General features: G+C 39.2%; 16 protein-coding genes. All 16 read left to right on the top strand.

Translation table 11 applies throughout. From position 1 onward, the window contains the following. Positions 1 to 2 precede the first annotated feature (2 nt). The 16 genes from MKX72_RS13725 to MKX72_RS13650 all read left to right on the top strand — a co-directional run bounded on the left by MKX72_RS13725 (position 3) and on the right by MKX72_RS13650 (position 18,771). Positions 3 to 914 carry an ABC transporter ATP-binding protein gene (locus tag MKX72_RS13725; protein ID WP_014459750.1) on the top strand — a complete coding sequence of 304 codons (912 nt, stop codon included), beginning with the start codon at positions 3 to 5 and terminating at the stop codon, positions 912 to 914. Continuing rightward, positions 907 to 1,887 (top strand): ABC transporter permease, encoded by a 981-nt coding sequence (locus tag MKX72_RS13720; RefSeq protein WP_014459751.1) that lies wholly within the window; start codon positions 907 to 909, stop codon positions 1,885 to 1,887. Before MKX72_RS13725 ends, MKX72_RS13720 begins: the two co-directional genes overlap by 8 nt. 397 nt (positions 1,888 to 2,284) lie before the next feature. Next, complete coding sequence (locus tag MKX72_RS13715) at positions 2,285 to 2,731, top strand: DUF6376 family protein (RefSeq protein WP_049164979.1); 447 nt, start codon at positions 2,285 to 2,287, stop codon at positions 2,729 to 2,731. Between the two features lie 627 nt (positions 2,732 to 3,358). Then, complete coding sequence (locus MKX72_RS13710; RefSeq protein WP_155008038.1) at positions 3,359 to 6,997, top strand: multifunctional 2',3'-cyclic-nucleotide 2'-phosphodiesterase/3'-nucleotidase/5'-nucleotidase; 3,639 nt, start codon at positions 3,359 to 3,361, stop codon at positions 6,995 to 6,997. Positions 6,998 to 7,282: 285 nt separating this feature from the next. Next, the gene (locus tag MKX72_RS13705; protein WP_028408239.1) at positions 7,283 to 7,879 is read left to right on the top strand and encodes a TerD family protein; all 597 of its coding nucleotides are present in this window, start codon (positions 7,283 to 7,285) and stop codon (positions 7,877 to 7,879) included. Positions 7,880 to 7,903: 24 nt separating this feature from the next. Continuing rightward, on the top strand, positions 7,904 to 8,482 hold the full coding sequence (locus MKX72_RS13700; protein ID WP_025751616.1) for a TerD family protein: 579 nt from the start codon (positions 7,904 to 7,906) through the stop codon (positions 8,480 to 8,482). A gap of 35 nt (positions 8,483 to 8,517) precedes the next feature. Then, a complete protein-coding gene (locus tag MKX72_RS13695) occupies positions 8,518 to 9,096 on the top strand; it encodes a TerD family protein (RefSeq protein WP_028408240.1) in 579 nt (192 codons plus the stop codon). A 94-nt stretch (positions 9,097 to 9,190) separates the two neighbouring features. Further along, positions 9,191 to 10,807 carry a YceG family protein gene (locus MKX72_RS13690; protein ID WP_033579228.1) on the top strand — a complete coding sequence of 539 codons (1,617 nt, stop codon included), beginning with the start codon at positions 9,191 to 9,193 and terminating at the stop codon, positions 10,805 to 10,807. A gap of 18 nt (positions 10,808 to 10,825) precedes the next feature. Beyond that, positions 10,826 to 11,917 (top strand): toxic anion resistance protein, encoded by a 1,092-nt coding sequence (locus tag MKX72_RS13685; protein WP_033579227.1) that lies wholly within the window; start codon positions 10,826 to 10,828, stop codon positions 11,915 to 11,917. A 279-nt stretch (positions 11,918 to 12,196) separates the two neighbouring features. Further along, on the top strand, positions 12,197 to 12,967 hold the full coding sequence (locus tag MKX72_RS13680) for a DeoR/GlpR family DNA-binding transcription regulator (RefSeq protein WP_033579226.1): 771 nt from the start codon (positions 12,197 to 12,199) through the stop codon (positions 12,965 to 12,967). Continuing rightward, positions 12,964 to 13,998, top strand: coding sequence for an oxidoreductase (locus MKX72_RS13675; RefSeq protein ID WP_155008039.1), 1,035 nt, complete (start codon positions 12,964 to 12,966; stop codon positions 13,996 to 13,998). Before MKX72_RS13680 ends, MKX72_RS13675 begins: the two co-directional genes overlap by 4 nt. A 13-nt stretch (positions 13,999 to 14,011) precedes the next feature. Then, positions 14,012 to 14,485 (top strand): heme-degrading domain-containing protein, encoded by a 474-nt coding sequence (locus MKX72_RS13670; protein ID WP_033579224.1) that lies wholly within the window; start codon positions 14,012 to 14,014, stop codon positions 14,483 to 14,485. A gap of 458 nt (positions 14,486 to 14,943) precedes the next feature. Further along, positions 14,944 to 15,705 (top strand): exodeoxyribonuclease III, encoded by a 762-nt coding sequence (locus tag MKX72_RS13665; RefSeq protein WP_028413056.1) that lies wholly within the window; start codon positions 14,944 to 14,946, stop codon positions 15,703 to 15,705. A gap of 117 nt (positions 15,706 to 15,822) precedes the next feature. Beyond that, positions 15,823 to 16,260 (top strand): MarR family winged helix-turn-helix transcriptional regulator, encoded by a 438-nt coding sequence (locus tag MKX72_RS13660; RefSeq protein WP_014459764.1) that lies wholly within the window; start codon positions 15,823 to 15,825, stop codon positions 16,258 to 16,260. Between the two features lie 193 nt (positions 16,261 to 16,453). Further along, positions 16,454 to 18,109, top strand: a complete 1,656-nt coding sequence (locus tag MKX72_RS13655) for an MFS transporter (RefSeq protein ID WP_028413057.1) — start codon at positions 16,454 to 16,456, stop codon at positions 18,107 to 18,109. 29 nt (positions 18,110 to 18,138) lie between these two features. Beyond that, entirely contained in the window at positions 18,139 to 18,771 is a 633-nt protein-coding gene (locus tag MKX72_RS13650; RefSeq protein WP_025751627.1) for an HlyD family secretion protein, read from the top strand. Positions 18,772 to 18,863: the final 92 nt, after the last annotated feature.

Genomic DNA, 18,863 nt, shown 5'->3' with positions numbered 1-18,863 from the left:
ATATGAGTGAAGTAACACTTTCCGTAAAAGGACTGAGAAAAGTAATAGGAAAACGTGAAATCATCAAAAATATTGATTTTGAATTAAAAAGAGGCGAAGTGTTCGGTTTTTTAGGACCCAATGGAGCCGGTAAAACGACAACGATTCGAATGCTTGTCGGCTTGATTCGCCCGACGGCTGGTTCCATTTCTATCTGTGGATACAGCGTATCGAAGCAGTTTACAAAAGCGATGGAGCATATCGGCTGTATTGTTGAAAATCCTGAGCTGTATCCATACTTAAGCGGCTGGGAAAATCTGCAGCATTTTTCACGTATGATTCCTTCTATGACGGAAGAACGCATTCATGAAGTTGTGGCATTAGTTGGCTTGCAAGAGCGCATCCACGACTTAGTTCGCACGTATTCGTTAGGCATGAGGCAGCGTTTAGGAATTGCGCAAGCGCTTCTCGGAAAACCAAAAGTGCTCATTTTAGATGAGCCAACGAACGGACTCGACCCATCTGGGATTCGGGACATGCGTAAATTTATTCGCTTTTTAGCTGAAAGTGAAGGTCTAAGCGTCTTAGTATCGAGTCATTTGCTGAGCGAGATTCAGCTGATGTGTGACCGAGTAGCGATTATTGCAAAAGGAGAAGTTATTCACACAGAATCGGTGAAGACCCTGTTAACTCAGCAGGAGCGCTTACTGTGGAAGCTAGATCCGCAGCCAGCGGGAATAGACGTCTTAAAACAAGTGACGGACTTTGTGCAAGTGCAGGGAGAATATGTCACGACGTTTTATGAGGAAGCTGAAGTGGGAGAGTGGAACAAACAGCTCATTCAAGCAGGAGTAACGGTAAAAGAAATGAACCGAAAGCTTCCGACTCTTGAAGATTTATTTATCGAAATGACAGGAGGCGAATCGATTGATTAGTTTGGTTCAAAATGAAATGATCAAGCTCGTTCGAAAAAAGCGCCTGTTAATCGTTACCCTTATTATGGGCGTTTTGATTTCCATGTTCACCTATGCTCAGCTTCGCGAAACGCAGCGCCTTCAAGAAAAGCTAGGAACGACCGATTGGCGCAGTACGCTGCAGCAAGAAATTATCGATACGCAAAACCGGCTGAGCGGAAGCCAAATTTCAGATGATTGGCGCAAGCAGCTTGAAATTCGCGTGGCGCAGCAGCAGTATTACTTAGATAACGATATTAATCCTTCGGAACCAGGAGCCCCAACGTTTGTGCGAGGGTTCATTGAAAACGCCATTCAGCTTTTGCTGCCGCTAATGATTATGATTATTGCAGCGGATTTAGTGTCTTCAGAATACAGCTTGGGATCCATCAAGGTACTGTTGACGAGGCCTGTGAAACGGTGGAAAATCCTGCTTAGTAAATACATCACGCTCGTCATGTCCGTCTCGTTTTTAATTTTAATGTTTGGCGTTTTGTCGTATCTCATTTCTGGCGTTGTATTTGGATTTAAAGGCTGGACAGCGCCTATTCTTACGGGATTTAGCGTGCAGGGCAATGATTTGAATACAGCGGACGTTCATTTAATTTCGCAGTGGAGATATATTTTAATGGAATTTGGCCTTGCTTGGTTTGTATCCCTGGTGGTTGGAACGCTTGCTTTTATGCTGTCCGTTTTAATTAAAAGTACGGCTGCTGGTATGGGGGTGATGCTTGCTTGTTTGATTGCAGGTACGATTTTAAGCAGTATGGTTTCTTCGTGGAATTCAGCTAAGTACTTGTTTATGGTCAATTTAAATTTAACTTCTTACCTGCAAGGCACAGCTCCTCCGACTGAAGGAATGACACTAGGATTTTCCTTAGGTGTTTTAACCATTTGGGGACTTGCCGGGCTGCTCGTGTCGTTTCTGGTATTTACCAAAAAAGATGTGTATTAATTCCATATAAGTTGACGATAATCAGGAACATACGTTATGATTGTGTTAACAAAAAATGCTGTTTTGCTCAAAGGGGAGTAGCTCTTGCAGTAAAGTCGTCATTTCGAGATTATTATCTCCGGCTTTATTGACAATGCAAATTGTTAGCGAGACCTTTGCCAATGTTGCCATTGGTAAAGGTCTGGATACAAACACCTTTACCACATATGGTAAAGGTGTTTTTTGTTATTTCAAAAGAAGAGAGGAGCTTAAAAATGTCAAAACTATCGAGACTGTTAAAAAGCCCCGCTGTAAAAAAAGGAATAAAAAAAGCTGTACCCATTATTATGAAAGAGTTAAAGAAACGAAAATCGAAAAGAAGATAGTAGAAAAGAAAATAAGAAAGGTTGAGTGCTAAGTGAAAAAGTGGATGCTAGTCATGTCAACTGCTGTTCTCTTTATGGTCGGCGGCTGTTCTTTTCTTGAAGATACAAGCAGTACGTTGAACTACGCAAACGATGCGAAAGATTACGTGAGTGAAGCTCAAAAGTTTGCTGAAGAAATACCGCCTCTAGCGGAAAAAGCTGTTAATGACGATGAGGCAATAAAAAAGCTCGAGCAAAAGCTGCAGGAAATGAAAGGGAAAGCCGAAGAATTTAATCAAACCAAAGCTCCTGACATCGCTTCTGATGTGCACGATCAGCTTGTTCAGCAAAACGAAAAAATCATTAGTGGAATTGAAGCGTATGAAGCCAATATAAAGGATGGCAGCTTCAATCCAGAAGCGCTAAAAAACAGTGAATTGTTTCAATCAATTCAAGATGTATCAAGTATTATGAAACAAATTAAAGAATTAGGTCAGTAAAAAAACAAACCTGGGACAAAAGTGTGCTAATTGAAGAAAATCCGAACGATGAATCACGATTCTTGATGGAGAATCAACTTCGTTCGGATTTTTTTATTTGTAGGATGAACGTAGGTTTCATGTGTATAGATGCTTTAGATTGGATTGATATAGTAGGTATGCCTTATAATTCAATCTCGTTTCCATGTTATAAATGTAAAATTATATAAATATATCTATTTATTAGAAGGAAAAACCTTCTCTTTCTTTTTTATATCTACGAAATTTTGTTAGAAGCTGTGACAAACTTAATGTCTGCTTTTCATATCCTATGTATAGTACATATATACACACCGCTTGAAATAAATTTTTTTTGAATGAAAAGAGAACGTGGGAACGTTGATGTATTAGGTAATAAGACTCATTTAAAAAGGAGGGTTCATCCAATTAATAAAAACTATAGTCCTTTGTTTTAAAGAGAGAAACTAAAAAAAATTTTTCGGTTTACAAAAAGTTAATAAAACGCATACAAATGGTTTACTAAAAAATCAAAAAATTTACATCCTTTATAAATCTTTTCTGCTATACTATTTTTGAACAGTTGCTAGATTTATAGCGATGATAACTTACTTGAAAGGTGAATGGTAGATGAAAAAGAACAAACGCAGCAAAACGAAGAAAATACTAACTACATCACTGGCACTTTCTTTATTATCAATGCCGCTTCTAACTACACAGGCAGGAGCAGAAGAACGTCACCCTGGACAAAGCTCACAGCAAAGCAAGCATCAAGGCCACAATAAAAAAGATGCGCTTGTGAATATACGCCTGATGGAAACAACTGATGTTCATACGAATCTATTAAACTATGATTATTTCAAAGACGCCCCTTATGAAAAAGTAGGTTTAGCTAAAACCGCTACCTTAATCAAAAATGCTCGAAAAGAAGTAAAAAACAGCTTATTAGTAGATAACGGAGACCTCATTCAAGGAACGCCTCTAGGCACGTATAAAGCCAAGATTAACCCGCTGAAAAAAGGTGAAGTTCATCCTGTATTTAAAGCCATGAATCAGCTGGATTACGATATTGCAACACTTGGAAATCATGAGTTCAACTATGGATTAGACTTCTTAACAGAAGCGTATAACGACGCGAACTTTCCTTACATAAATGCCAATGTTTACGTTGATGATCATGACAACAACCCGAAAAACGACAAAAATAAATTTACGCCGTATAAAATTATGAATAAAAAAGTCGTCGATGAAAATGGAAAGAAACGAACGATTAAAGTTGGTTTCATTGGCTTTGTGCCTCCTCAAATTAACGATTGGGATAAAGCAAACCTTGATGGAAAAGTCATTACAAAAGGCATTGTGGAAACAGCCAACAAGTACATTCCAGAAATGAAGAAAAAAGGCGCGGACGTAGTTGTCGCGATGGCTCACTCCGGGTTTAGCAGCAACAAGCAAAACACGGAAGATGTCATTTACTCATTAAGTGAAGTAAAAGGCATTGATGCTATTACGTTTTCGCATACGCATAAAGTCTTCCCTGCTAAAACGGAAGCTTCGCTAGACGGTTTGTTCCTTGGAGCAGATAAAAAGCCTCTTCCTGGCGTTGATAATGCAAAAGGAACAATCAACGGCGTTCCGGCTGTCCAAGCAGGTTACGGCGGAGGGTCACTTGGCTTAATTGACTTAACGTTAAAAGAAGAAAAAGGAAAATGGAAAGTAGTAAACTCTCAATCGTCCACGCGTGAAACGTATAAAGACGTAAAAGACGCGTCAGGGAAAACGGTTACGCAAAGTACGGTAGAACCGGATAAAGGTGTTGTTAAAGCAGTTCAAAAAGATCACGATGCAACGGTTAAATATGTGAACACACCCATCGGTAAAACGACGGATGATATTCACAGCTATTTTTCTCTTGTGAAAGATGATCCCTCTATTCAAGTTGTAACAAATGCACAAAAAGACTACGTGGAAAAATACGTTTCTCAAAACAAGCCGGAATATAAAGACCTTCCGATTTTATCAGTGGGAGCCCCTTTTAAAGCAGGAAGAAACGGCGTTGATGAATATACGGAAATTAAAAAAGGTGACTTAACGATTCGAAGCGCAGGCGACCTGTATCTATATGACAACACGTTAAAAGCGGTCAAAGTAAAAGGTTCTGTGGTAAAAGACTGGATTGATATGTCTGCCGGTAAGTTTAATCAAATTACACCGAACAAAACAGAAGAGCAGGAATTATTAAACCCAAGCTTCCCTGTTTATAATTTTGACGTCATTGACGGCGTTCAATACCAAATCGACGTGACAAAACCAGCAAAATACGATGTGAATGGAAACGTGATTCACGCAGATTCAAGCCGAGTTGTTAACTTAACGTATAACGGTAAACCAGTTGACCCGAATCAAGAGTTTATCGTTGTGACAAATAACTACCGAGCTGGCGGAGGCGGAAACTTCCCTGGTCTAAAAGGAAGCGAGCTTGTGGTGGATTCAGCGGATGAAAACCGTCAAATTCTAATGGACTACATCACCGAACAAAAAGAAATTACGCCGACAGCTGATGATAACTGGTCCATTGCACCAATTAACGGAACGGCTAACGTGACGTTCACAAGCTCACCGCGCGGAGAAAGCTATTTAACTGAAGGAAGTAACATTACGTATACAAATAAAACGGACGACAAAGGATTCGGCATTTACAAAATTAATTTAAACGGCGAATCAAAAGATAATACAAAGATTCAGCTGTTAGGCATGAACGACCTTCACGGTCAGCTCGATACAGATACAAAAATCAATTCAAATGGCCAATCGCTGTTAGCTGGAAATATGAAATATACAGCAGCAGCTATTCGTAAACAAGAAGCTGAAAATCCGAATACGCTTTTAGTTCATGCAGGAGACATGATTGGCGGAAGTCCGCTAGTTTCAGCGCTGTTTCAAGACGAGCCAACGGTTGAAGTGATGGAATCGCTTGGGTTTGATGTAGGGACGCTTGGAAACCATGAGTTTGATGAAGGTATTGCTGAGCTTCACCGTATGATTGAAGGCGGAGACCATCCAAAAGGAACAAAAGGATACGACGGCATGAATTTCCCGGTAGTAGCGGCAAATGCTTATGATACGTCAACGAATAAATTAATTACAGAACCTTATGCAATAAAAGAAGTAGGCGGTAAAAAAATCGGCTTCATCGGCGTTGTAACACAAGAAACGCCAAGCATGATCGTTCGTAAAGGAAATGAAAACTTAGAAATTACGGACGAAGCAAAAGCGATTGATAAATATACGGCAGAGTTGAAAAAGCAAGGTATTAAAGCCATTGTGGTACTTGCTCATAATCCATCTAATCAAAATGGAACGTCTACCGAGTTTGATGCAGCAGATATCGCTAAAAAAGTTGACGATGAAGTTGACGTGATCTTTTCAGCTCACAATCACGTATACAACAACAAAGTAGTAGATAACAAACTAATCGTTCAAGCTTATTCATACGGCTCAGCGTTTTCTGACGTAGACGTTGAAATCGATAACACGGGTGACATCGTGAAAAAAGATGCAAAAATTGTGACCGTATACCAAAAAGACTATACGCCAGATCCTGAAGTTTCAAGCATTATGAAAAAGTACGAAGATTTAGCAGCGCCTATTAAAGCAGAAGTGGTTGGGAATTCATCTACAGATTTGGCAAAGGGCTATCCTTCTAGTGGAGCAACAGGGGATATCGCGCTTGGAAACTTAATTGCTGACGGTATGAAAGCAGAAATGAACGCTGACTTTGCTTTAATGAATGGCGGAGGCGTTCGTTCACAGCTTGATGCAGGTGACGTGACATACGGTGATTTGTTTGCGATTCAGCCGTTTGGCAACGTCTTAAATAAAGTAAAGCTAAGCGGAGCGGATTTAGAAACGGTGTTAAACAATCAAATTACATCATCCGGACTAGATTTCCATATTGCAGGCTTTAACTATACGTGGGATAGTAGTACTAATAAAGTCGTCGATATCACGCTTCCAGATGGAAGTAAAATCGACAAAGAAAAAGAATATACGGTAGTAGTCAATAACTATATGTATGGAAATGAAAAATACGGGATTGGCGCACTTTCTTCAGATATGGAAGTAGGACCAGAAGATTTGCAAGCAACGGTAAACTATATTAAAACACTTCAGAGCCCGTTTGAATACAAAGCTGAAGGTCGTATTCAAAACGTGGCAGCTGCTAAAACAGCTGAACAGCAAGAACCGACTTTAAAAATAGCTCAATAAGCCAAAAAAGGCTGTCTCATAACTCCGATTTCCGGTTTAGAGACAGCTTTTTTTTAATAGTTTAACTTAAATTTTAAACTCTCAGTCAATGAATTTACGTTATAAAACATAGCTTAATTTTTGAAACAATCACCAAATTGTGGTATTCTCTCCATAAGAAGACTTACGTAAACGTTAAAAATAGTATCAAAGATTTCACTATTTTTTCATTTATCTACGCTATTATGTAAAGTTATATAGAACCTGTAAAAGAACGTGTTCGCTATAGTAAAGGAGTAAATAAACGTGGCTATTAATCTACAAAAAGGGCAGAAAATTGATTTAACAAAGGGAAGAGAAGGGTTATCTTCTATTACGGTTGGATTAGGATGGGATCCTGTAAAAAAACGCAGCTTTTTTGGTTTTGGAGGAAGCGGCCCAGAGATTGACTGCGATGCATCTGTTCTTATGCTCAATTCGAATGATAAGCTTGTAAGTAACTCAGCCGTTGTGTATTTTGGAAATCGTCATAGTAACTGTGGAAGCGTCAAGCATTCAGGCGATAATCTTACCGGAGCAGGTGAAGGGGACGATGAACAAATTTTTGTTAATTTAAAAAATGTTCCTGGAAACGTACATAAACTTGTGTTTGTAGTCAACATCTATCAGTGTGTTGAGCGAAACCAAGATTTCGGTATGATTAAAAATGCTTTTATCCGTGTTGTGGACAGTGCTAAAAACGAAGAGCTTGTACACTTTAATCTATCTGAAGATCATTCAGGAGCAACAGCTTTATTTGCAGGTGAAATTTATCGAGACGGAAAAGAGTGGAAGTTTTCAGCAACTGGAGATGCAACGAGAGATACTGGATTGGCTGAAATTGCAAACAAATATACAAAATAAACAACTAGAAAAGAGGGAAACGAAATGGCTATTAATCTTTCAAAAGGACAAAAAGTAGATTTAACAAAAACGAATCCAGGATTAACAAACGTAGTAGTAGGTCTTGGGTGGGATGTAAATAAGTATGACGGTGGAAACGATTTTGATTTAGATTCATCTGTCTTTTTATTAAACGGAGCGGGAAAATGCGCTTCAGAATCTGATTTTATTTTTTACAACAATACGACGGGTGCAAACGGAGCGGTTGAACATACCGGAGATAACCGTACAGGCGTAGGTGAAGGAGACGATGAGCAGGTTCAAGTAGATTTGAAAAATGTGCCTCAATCTATTGAACGTATTGCGTTCACCATTACGATCCATGAAGGGGAAGCACGCGGTCAAAACTTTGGCCAAGTAAGCAACGCCTACGTTCGTATTTTAAATGCAACAAATGACGAAGAGTTAATTCGTTATGATTTAGGTGAAGACTTCTCGATCGAAACAGCGGTCGTGGTAGGCGAGCTGTATCGACACGGTGGAGAATGGAAGTTTAATGCTATTGGCAGCGGCTATCAAGGCGGCTTAGCGGCACTTGTAAACGACTTTGGTTTAAACGCCTAATCATTAAAGTAAGAAAATGTACGGAGGATGTTTTTATGTCAATTTCTTTATCAAAAGGTCAGCGCATTGACCTAACCAAAACGAACCCAGGCTTAACAAAAGTGATAGTAGGTCTTGGGTGGGATACAAATAAATATGCTGGATCTCAAGATTTCGATTTAGATGCATGTGCATTTTTAGCCAATAAATCAAGCCAAGTTGTAAATGACGAAGAATTTGTTTTTTACAACAATTTAAAAAGTCCAAACGGAGCTGTGGAGCATACCGGTGACAACCGTACAGGTGCAGGAGATGGAGACGATGAGCAAATCGCCGTTGATTTTTCTCTTCTTCCTGACCACGTTGAAAAAATCGGAATTAGCGTCACGATTCACGACGCAGATGCTCGCGGACAAAACTTTGGACAAGTATCCAACGCGTTTGTTCGTCTCATTGACGCCCAAACAAATGAAGAAGTGCTTCGTTATGATTTAGGCGAAGATTTTTCAATCGAAACAGCTGTTGTGGTGTGTGAGCTATACAAGCACGGAAACGACTGGAAATTTAATGCCATTGGCAGCGGTTTTTCTGGCGGATTGGCCGATCTTTGCCGCAACTACGGACTATCCGTATAAAAAAGGCATGCGATAAATGAAAAAGAAAGGGTGCTTTAACGAGTACCCTTTCTTTTTAGCATGTATATGTCTGAAAAGAAAGGAGCTGTAAGGTGTGAGTAAATTAATTGATCCTCGTATGATTAATCTTAACGAGGAGGATGGAACTTCTCTTTTTTCTAAAGATGTTTCTCTGCGAGGTGACTTTATACAAAATGAGCAGCAAACTACCTATAAACAAGTGGCAGGCAGATATTTAGGCACTCATCTTGATGCGGACGAGTACGCAGATTTTCTTTATGAACTTGCGCATTCATCACCATCAATTATTGTCTTGCAAGATAAGCTTGATAAGTCCATTTCTAATGATAGATTAAAAGAAGTACAAACGATCCTTAAAATTAATCAAGAAGAGCACGGCCTTTCTGTCAATCGGCTATTTGCTTTTTTAGAAGGAAAAAAGCTGATCGTGAAGTCAGAAAATCCCGCTATACATAGAAGAGTACGTGAAAAATTTATTGAAACGTTAACGTGTTTTAAAGAACAGCACGCAGAGGGCTTTATGGACGGGCATTTTCAACGCGTATTAATCGATTTAATAAAGTGGCAGTGGAATCATGTAAAACCTTGGATGGTCGATAAAGCATTTCCTGAGCACGCGCCTCGCATCATGTGGTACGGAGATGCGAATAAAAGCGAGCAGTATTTTCTCCATTATTTAATTTTACTAGGTTTTGACGTCCTTACCTTTCATCCAGAAGGAAAGGATAATTTAAAAGAAGTAGATAAGAATCAGCACTTAACAACGGTTTATACGTTTCCTTCTACTAGCTCTCTTGTACCTTTTCCAACGGATAAACCGGTTCGAAAAGGTACGGTAGCATTTCGAGCTTCTCAAGAAATTGAGCAATTGCTTCATTCAGAGGAGTCCATGCTGTATAAACCTTGGCAATTTCGTTCGTATTTTCCAACTTCAGTTACTCTTAAAACGACGTATGATGAAATCTTTTTATTAATGAGAGAACGGGCGTTTATTCGTCCTAATTTTCAAGTGTCCAAGCCATATGTACACGTGCCGGTCTTGTTTTCAAAAGTACTTGGTATCTCTAAAAACCGAAAAGAGTACTGGAGTAAAGTTCATGAGCTCATGCAAACGGAAGATGAGTTAGCTCTGACGATTGATTCTGTTCCTTTTGCTAAAAAAATAGAAGGAAATAATCACTTTCACTATCAAGGAGCTCTCGGAAGTGATGGCACGCTCAGTCCTGATAGAATGATTGAAAGCAACTGGTGGCGCTATAAAGAGCTGCCTATCGGGCTTCAGCAAGGGCTCGCTGCAGCTATTTCTAGGTACTGTGCACATTCAAAGCTTCTTCGGTTAGATCATGAAGATGCGTATCAGCATCAAATGTACTTGTTTAATCAGTCGTTGAAGCTTCCAAACAACGTGCTTCGCATGCTTCAAAAGTTTGATTATACGCAGCATGTACCCCGTCTCATTATTTATCATGGAAATGAACGAGAAGCGTTTACGCGTGAAGATGCAGCTTTACTGCTTCTATTAAATGAATTCGGCGTTGATATTGTTCTCTTTAATCCAACCGGTCAACTGGATATAGAAGCGTTCGTCGAAGAAAAGTATTTCGATATGCACTGGCTAGAAGATATTAGCTTTAATGAAGAATTCAAAGAGCCGTCGCTCATTCAAAAATGGTTAAAACGAATCTTTTAAAGAAAGAAGGGTTTTTAAATGGCAACAAATGAATTACAGCCTTTAGATGTAAACGAAGCCGAAGAAGTTTTAGAAACAAAGCCTACCGAAGTAAAAGCAAAACTGCGAGAAGAGCCGGAAGTACGTCGCTTGGCAGAACAAATTGATTATAAAAATCAGCTGGCTCTGCTTGAATACGGGAAAGAAACAGCTAATGAAATTTCCTCGTTTTCCGGAAAAGTGCTTAGTACAATTAAATCGTCTAGCATGGAAGAGTCAAGTCAATTATTAAAGCAGCTTGGAAAAATTATGGATAAATTTGATGCAAAGGATTTTGTTGAAGATAAAGGGTTTTTCTCTAAGCTTTTTAAACGCGGTCAAAAAATAGTGGATAAGCTGTTTCAAAAATATGAAACAATGGGCTCTGAAATTGATAAAGTATATGTAGAGATTACAAAATATGAAACGGAAATGAAGCATTCGACCACAACGCTTGAACAGCTTTACGAGCAAAACTATCAGTATTATATGGAGCTTGAAAAATACATTGTAGCGGGCGAAGTGAAAGTAGAAGAGTTAAAACAAGAGCTAAAGGTGCTTGAAGAAAGAGCGTCGAGTGGAAATCAGCTGGCGGCAATGGAGCTTCAAACTTTAAAAAACGCAGTTGAGCTAATGGAGCAGCGATTATATGACTTAGAAATGGCAAAACAAGTATCTTATCAATCCGCTCCTCAAATCCGTATGCTGCAGCGAGGAAATACAAAGCTGATCGGAAAAATCAATTCGGCGTTTATTACAACGATTCCTATTTTTAAAAATGGACTTATTAACGCAATCGCAGCAAAGCGTCAAAATTTAGTAGCGGAGTCTATGAACGAATTAGACAAACGCACAAATGAACTGCTCATTCGAAATGCAGAAAATATTTCACAGCAAAGTGTTAAAATCGCCAAAATGTCCGGTGCCCCTAGCGTAAAAGTAGAAACGATGGAACAAACGTGGAATATTATTATGAAAGGAATGCAGGAAACAAAAGCAATTGAAGAAGAAAATAAACGCCTTCGTGAAGAAGGACTTGTTCGCTTGGAGCAATTTCAAAAAAACTTCAAGGCGCTTGAACATAAGATGTAACGAAAAAGCGGGAATCGTAAAGATTCCCGCTTTTTTTTGCACATACGTTTGTTTGCTAGAAGTCTAAATCATAAGCGATTAGTCAAAAGCGTGAAAGGGTATCAGATATAAAAGAAGTATTATCCAAAATAAGATAGTTATTTCCAGAAGACGTTTGTGTACTTTTATAATTTAAGTTAAAAAAGTAAAAAACTTAATTTTTTTAAGTTTTTTTCTGGTTTTTAACTTTTCTTTGCGCTACAATTAGCTCATATCAAAGTAAAAAAGGAGGGTATTCGGGTGTATCAAGAGCAGCGCATGAGTGCGATTATTGAATACCTTCACACACACCGCACGATTACATTAGACGAAATTTGCGATATGTTCACCGTTTCAAAAGATACGGCGAGACGCGATTTAGTCAAGCTTGAAGAACACGGTGAGGTTATGAGAGTCAAAGGCGGAGCGACGCTATCGTCAAGTCATATCATCGATTACAGTGAGCGAACGCCTACCAAAGCGAAAGAACAAATTGCTAAAGAAGCAGCTGCGTTAATGTCGGAGGGGTATGACGTGCTTTTAGATACGTCTTCTACCATCGCACTGATGGCAAAGTATATGGATGTAAAGCATGTAAACGTTATTACAAATTCCATTGATAATGTGGATTTGCTCGATCAATATACCCCGTGTGATACGTTTTTGCTGCCGGGCAAGTTTAACGGGAAAAACCGTAACGTCACCGGGCCAAGAACGATTTCTACGTTGCAGGAATACAAAGTAGATCAGCTGTTTTTAGGTACGTGCGGCGTTGGTGCAGATGCTATTACGTCTCCAAGTGAAGAAGAAGCGTTTTTAAAAAGACAGATGATTCAATGTGCAAGACAAGTGATTATGCTTGCGGATCATACGAAGTTTGAACGTGAATTTTTACATCGAGTATGTGATATGAGCGACATTGATATCTTAATTACAAATAAAGACCCAGAAGCGGATGTAAAAGAAAAAATAGAACAAAATCAAGTGCGGCTTATCGTCACAGATTTTGATAAAGGAGAGGAAAAACGATGAAAAAAATAAAAGTAGGATTAGTAGGATACGGATTTTCAGCAACGGTCTTTCACACGCCGCTTTTAAGCGTGTTAGACGAATTTCATATTTCAAAGGTAATGAGTTCAAATCCTGAAAAAGTAAAGAGCGACTTAGAAGATGTTGAAGTAGTGAGCACTCTGTCTGAACTTCTAGAAGATGACAGCATTGATTTAGTGATTATTACAACGCCTAGCGGCATGCACTATGAAATGGTGAAAGACGCACTACGCGCAGGCAAGCACGTAATTGTTGAAAAGCCGATGGTGGTATCCGAAAAAGAAGCAAATGAATTAATTCAATTAGCAAAAGAACAAGGTGTTCAACTAACCGTCTATCATAACCGTAGATGGGACAATGATTATTTGACAGTGAAACAGCTGATTGAAGAAGGGAAATTAGGCGACGTAAAAATGTATGAAGCTCATTTTGATCGCTATCGTCCAGCTGTTCGAGACCGCTGGAGAGAAAATGAAGGACCTGGGTCAGGAGCGCTTTACGATTTAGGATCTCATTTAATTGACCAAGCTTTACATCTTTTTGGAATGCCTGACTTTGTTCAAGCTGATGTGTTTGGGCAGCGAGATCATGCACGCACGGATGATTACTTCCACTTAGTGCTTGGATACGGTTCTCTTCGTGTTATTTTACATTCAAGCGCCATTGTGCCAAGCAACGGGCCTCGCTTTCAAGTTCACGGAACAAAAGCAAGCTATATCAAATACGGAATTGACGGCCAAGAAGATATGCTAAGAGCTGGCAAGAAGCCTGTGGATGATACGTGGGGAGCGGATCGTCCTGAACACTACGGTAAGCTGACAACAGGGGAAGGAGAAACAACAGAAATTGAAACGCTGCACGGTTCTTACGTAATGTATTATCAAAAAATCGCCGACAGCCTGCTTCGAGGAGAAGAGCTTCCGGTTTCAGCAGAAGAAGCTCGTGACGTGGTTAAAGTTATCGAAGCGGCATTTGAAAGCAGCAAAGAAAAACGAGCGGTTTATTTTAACTAAGGAGCGAGAAACAGTGAATAATCATTCGACAGAGACGCTGCTTGAAAAAGTAGTTCAACAGGAAAAAGAGCTAATCTTTCATCAATTTACAAATGACCAGGCGTTACAGATCGGCACGGCCATTATTAATGAAGCGAAAAGCAAAGGTAAGGCAGTAACCGTAAGTATTAAACGAAATGGTCAAACTCTCTTTCAACATGCGATGGAAGGGGCTATTCCCGATCATGAAGAATGGATAAAACGAAAATCAAACACCGTTCTTCGTCACCATCACAGCTCGTATTATATGAAGCTGTACTGCGAGTTAAAAGATCGTTCTTACGCGCAGTTTTACGCAGCGAATCCTCAGGAATTCGAAGCAGTAGGAGGGTCATTTCCAATTTCGGTTAAAAACGTCGGCGTAATTGGAACCATTACCGTATCAGGTATGTCGCAAGAAGAAGATCATGCGCTTGTGGCAGATACGATTCGCAGCTTTATTTCGTAAAGAAAGAACTTAGGGTAGGAATAGTTTAAGGAAGATCCGAACGATAAATCGTTCGGATCTTTTTATTGGTTTGGTAAACGAAGGTTTCGCCTACTTAACTATGTCTCAACCTCTATTTTTGCGGAGCCATTATCTGCTGAAGTGCTTAATGGCAGAATCATTTAAAGAAAAATCTTCTTTGGTAAGCGCCGTTTGATTCTGTGTTTCGCATTCTTTAGTAGGATGCTCTTCTTTATTTAGAAACAGTAGAAACTTGTTCGTTATTTTCATACGTGTAGTTTGTTGACATTATGTTTCACCTCTTGTATCTAGTGTTTGAGGTACAGAAAATAAAATAAGAAGAAATATCAGGAATACCTTAAAGAGAAGAGTACTCTTTAAATTATTTGAACTCGTGCAAAAAATTGTCTACACTAAACACTGATACATAAATCAAGTGAGGAGAACGTGGACAGTTTATGAAGTTGATTTCCTGGAACGTAAATGGCATTCGCGCGTGTGTGCGAAAAGGTTTTTTAGATTATTTTCAAGAAGTGGATGCAGATGTATTTTGTATTCAAGAGACGAAGCTGCAGGAAGGCCAAATTGATTTGCAGCTAGAAGGGTATTATCAGTATTGGAATTACGCCGTGAAAAAAGGCTATTCTGGAACGGCTGTTTTTACAAAGCAGAAGCCTTTATCGGTTTCATACGGTGTGGATAAAGAATCGGAAGACGAAGGACGTATCATTACGCTTGAATTTGAACAATGCTATGTAGTAAATGTGTATACGCCAAATTCTAAAAGAGATTTAGCAAGGCTTGAAGAAAGGCTTCAATGGGAAGACGATTTGCTCGTGTACTTAAACAAATTGAATAGCCGTAAAGCGGTGATTTTGTGCGGAGACTTAAACGTAGCACACGCAGAAATTGACTTGCGTAATCCGAAGCCAAACCGAGGGAATTCTGGTTTTACAATAGAAGAGCGAGGAAAAATGACGACGCTTCTTGCTAGCGGATTTCTTGATACATTTCGCTATCTGTATCCGAATCAAGAAGGAGCATACACGTGGTGGTCGTATATGAACAAAGTGAGAGAACGAAATATCGGATGGCGCATTGATTATTTTATCGTCTCGGAGAGAATCAAAGATGTTATTCAAGAAGCTACTATTCATCCGCATGTAATGGGAAGCGACCACTGTCCTGTGATGTTGGAATTAAATGTACCTCATCTATGATATCTTTCTATATAATAGAAGAAAAACGGAAAAAAGGTTGGTTCACGCGAACGGTTGCGGTATAGTAAACATATTAAAAAGTACAGAATGTTTCATGAGATAAAGGGGGAGACAGAGGTGAAGCGAGACTCGCTGCAAACCATTGAACACGAAATTGCGCTGCTTGTTCGTCTAACAACGACGCACAGTCCTAAGCTTGGAAGCTTGGACCGTTCTGAGTATTTACTGTTAAGCGAGCTAGATCAGCGCAGTCCGCTCGGGATTAATGCATTAGCTGAAAATTTAAAGCTGAGCTTATCTACAGCTAGCCGGCAAGTATCTGCGCTTGAGACTAAACAGTTTGTTCGTCGCTTTCCGAGTCCAGAAAATGGGCGGATTAGTTTAATTGAAATGACGGATGCAGGGAAAGATATTTTGCAGCATGTACAAAGCAAGCGTAAACAAGCCTATGCTGAAGTGTTAGAAAATTGGTCGGAAGAAGAGGTTTTGGCACTGGAAAAAAGTTTATCACGCTTGAATCTTGATTTTAAAAGATGGCGCAGTAATGGATGTTAAAGCGAATACATATAGATGAACAAAAAGGCTATTGAAAAATAGTCTTTTTAAGTTGAAACAAAGAAGTTGATTTCTTCATTAAAAGATGTATAATATGTAGTGCTGCTATAACTTGCATGATACAACTTGTACAATAAAATATGTAAGGAATTGTTAGTCATATGAAAAGAATTTAATAAAAGGAGGAATAAATATGAGTCAGAATAATCCAGCAGTAGCCTCCGACAAACAAGGTTTAAGCGTACCTAAATACTTAATTATGGCGATTTTAACGCTATTTTCAATTGGCCCTCAGTATTTTTTGAATTTATCTTACACGGTCAATCAAGTATTGATTCAAAATCGATTTGATGCGAGTACACAAAGCTTACTATTGCCATCTATTATTTCTAACTTGGCATTTGGACTTGGGGTACCAATTGGTCCGATGCTTGCGAAAAAATATGGCGTGCGTAAAGCATACTTAACGTTCGTTTTAGTCTTTTTAGCAGGTTCGATTATCAACGTTTTTTCTGAAAATGTGGCGTTTTTATCCCTTGGTCGTCTGATTCAAGGCTTAAGCTCAGGAATGCTGTTTTTAACCATTATTCCAGCTGCGCTGATTTCGTTTCCGAATAAAATCCGAAACTTCTTTTTAGTATTAGCGATCGGCGGACTGTTCGGTTCAACGGCGATTGGAGCCTTTTTAGGTGCTGTATCTCTTAGCATGGATAATTGGCGCTGGGTGTTTGTTTTAGGAATACTTGCTTCTCTTGTCTCTCTGTTTATCGGATATAAGGTATTACCTGCTCATGATCCAACTCAGCAAGAAGACCGTCCAGTGGATAAGAAAAGTATCTTTATTCTTAGTCTTATTATGATTTTATTAGTGTATCCACTGTATGAACTAAGATACGAAGGATTTGCTTCTATCCAAGTGTGGCCGTTCTTACTAGCTGCAGCAGGGTTAGTTGTCATTTTTGTCTTAGTTGATTTAGCGGCTGAAAATCCGTTAGTACCATTAAAATCGCTGCTAGCCGTAAAACCAGTTGCGGGTACAATTATGGCCATTGGCGGTCATATGGCATACATCTTAGCAATTGCAGGTATTAATGGCGTCATGCAAAATGTGCAAAATGCATCGTACACCACGCTTTCTTATTTTTATTTATACTTTTTTGTTGGGGTACTGATTTCAGCATTTGCAACGACATTCTTATATGACAAATTTGGTCCAGGTTATCTTGGAGCAATTGGATCACTTCTTATTGTCATTGTAGGATTTAGCTGGGTAAACGTATCAGCTGATACATCACTAGTAAGTTTATATGTTCACATTATGCTCTTTGGTATGGGTGTTAGTATGGCACTGGTATCCGGTGCATTAGGAGCGGCACTAGCCGGAGATTTACATCAAGCTTCGATGCGTTCCATTTCACTGCACTCCATTCGAAATTTATTAGGAGCGATTGTAGCACCTGTGATTGGGTGGTTTGTTGTTCGACAAAACGCGATTTATTATGAAGATTTCCGAGGTCAAATTAGCTCAGTAGATCCTCAGGTGAAGATGCAGCTATCTGAAATGATCAAACGCTATATGGGTATGGGAATGAGTCAAGCAGACGCAAAAACATCGGCCGTGACGGCTGTTGTAGCAGGCGCTAAAAAAGCGTCGATTTTACATGCGTATCACAACTTATTTTTCATGCTTGGTATTTTAGGCGTAATTATGCTCATTGCTTCACTAAGTAAAGCGTGGAGCGGTGAAAATAGAATTCTTGTTCAAAAAGAAGAGGTTCAAGAAGAAGCTGAGCCGCAAGAAGAAAGAAAAATGCTGCCGGCACCTCAAACAGAAGAAACCTCTGTATAATATACTAACTATAGAAAGAAGGAATTCCGATGAGTAAAAGTCGTTTATTGGTTACTAACATTGTTGGAATCATTGTGATTTTATTACTAGTAGGCTTTGGTGGATATTATTTCTACGAAAAAGCAAATTACGTTAAAACAGATGAAGCGCAGGTAGAAGCACCGCTTTCACAAGTCATCGCTTCAGCTAACGGTCAGTTAAGCGAATGGAATGTAAAAGAAGGAGATAGCGTTTCTCAAGGTGATTCTGTTGGAAGCTTAAAAGAAGGCGAAAAATCAACAGACGTAACGTCTATGATTGACGGAACAATTATTAAAAACAACGCATCTCAAAATCAATTAGTAAAAGCTGGCGATGTGTTAGCACAAACAGCTGATTTATCTAAAATCTATATCAATGCAAACATTAAAGAAACAGACCTAGGTGACTTAGAAGAAGGAGACAGCGTCGACATTACAGTGGACGGAGATTCAGGTAAAGTCTTTAAAGGCCATGTTGAAGCAATCGGTCGCGCAACAAACTCAGTGTCTTCTATGCTTCCTGCTCAAAATACAGGAAACTACACAAAAGTAACGCAAAAAGTACCGGTGAAAATTTCAATTGATGACGCATCAGATAAAGTTCTTCCAGGTATGAACGCAGAAGTGAAAATTTCAATTTAATACCGGAAAAAAAGCTGCTTCCTCTAAGGAAGCGGCTTTTTTTATGCCTAAACAAATAAAATAAAAAATGTGCTAAAAAGGGGATGTATACA

The sequence above is a fragment of the Priestia sp. FSL R5-0597 genome (genome assembly GCF_038006305.1).
GTDB lineage: Bacteria > Bacillota > Bacilli > Bacillales > Bacillaceae_H > Priestia > Priestia zanthoxyli.
Note: the sequence above shows the minus strand (reverse complement) of the source record. Positions and strands in the feature narration are given on the sequence as shown.

Coding starts and splice junctions, on each gene's coding strand:
- MKX72_RS13725 (WP_014459750.1), top strand. CDS start 3: ATGAGTGAAGTAACACTTTCCGTAAAAGGACTGAGAAAAGTAATAGGA.
- MKX72_RS13710 (WP_155008038.1), top strand. CDS start 3,359: ATGAAAAAGAACAAACGCAGCAAAACGAAGAAAATACTAACTACATCA.
- MKX72_RS13700 (WP_025751616.1), top strand. CDS start 7,904: ATGGCTATTAATCTTTCAAAAGGACAAAAAGTAGATTTAACAAAAACG.
- MKX72_RS13695 (WP_028408240.1), top strand. CDS start 8,518: ATGTCAATTTCTTTATCAAAAGGTCAGCGCATTGACCTAACCAAAACG.
- MKX72_RS13685 (WP_033579227.1), top strand. CDS start 10,826: ATGGCAACAAATGAATTACAGCCTTTAGATGTAAACGAAGCCGAAGAA.
- MKX72_RS13675 (WP_155008039.1), top strand. CDS start 12,964: ATGAAAAAAATAAAAGTAGGATTAGTAGGATACGGATTTTCAGCAACG.
- MKX72_RS13665 (WP_028413056.1), top strand. CDS start 14,944: ATGAAGTTGATTTCCTGGAACGTAAATGGCATTCGCGCGTGTGTGCGA.
- MKX72_RS13655 (WP_028413057.1), top strand. CDS start 16,454: ATGAGTCAGAATAATCCAGCAGTAGCCTCCGACAAACAAGGTTTAAGC.
- MKX72_RS13650 (WP_025751627.1), top strand. CDS start 18,139: ATGAGTAAAAGTCGTTTATTGGTTACTAACATTGTTGGAATCATTGTG.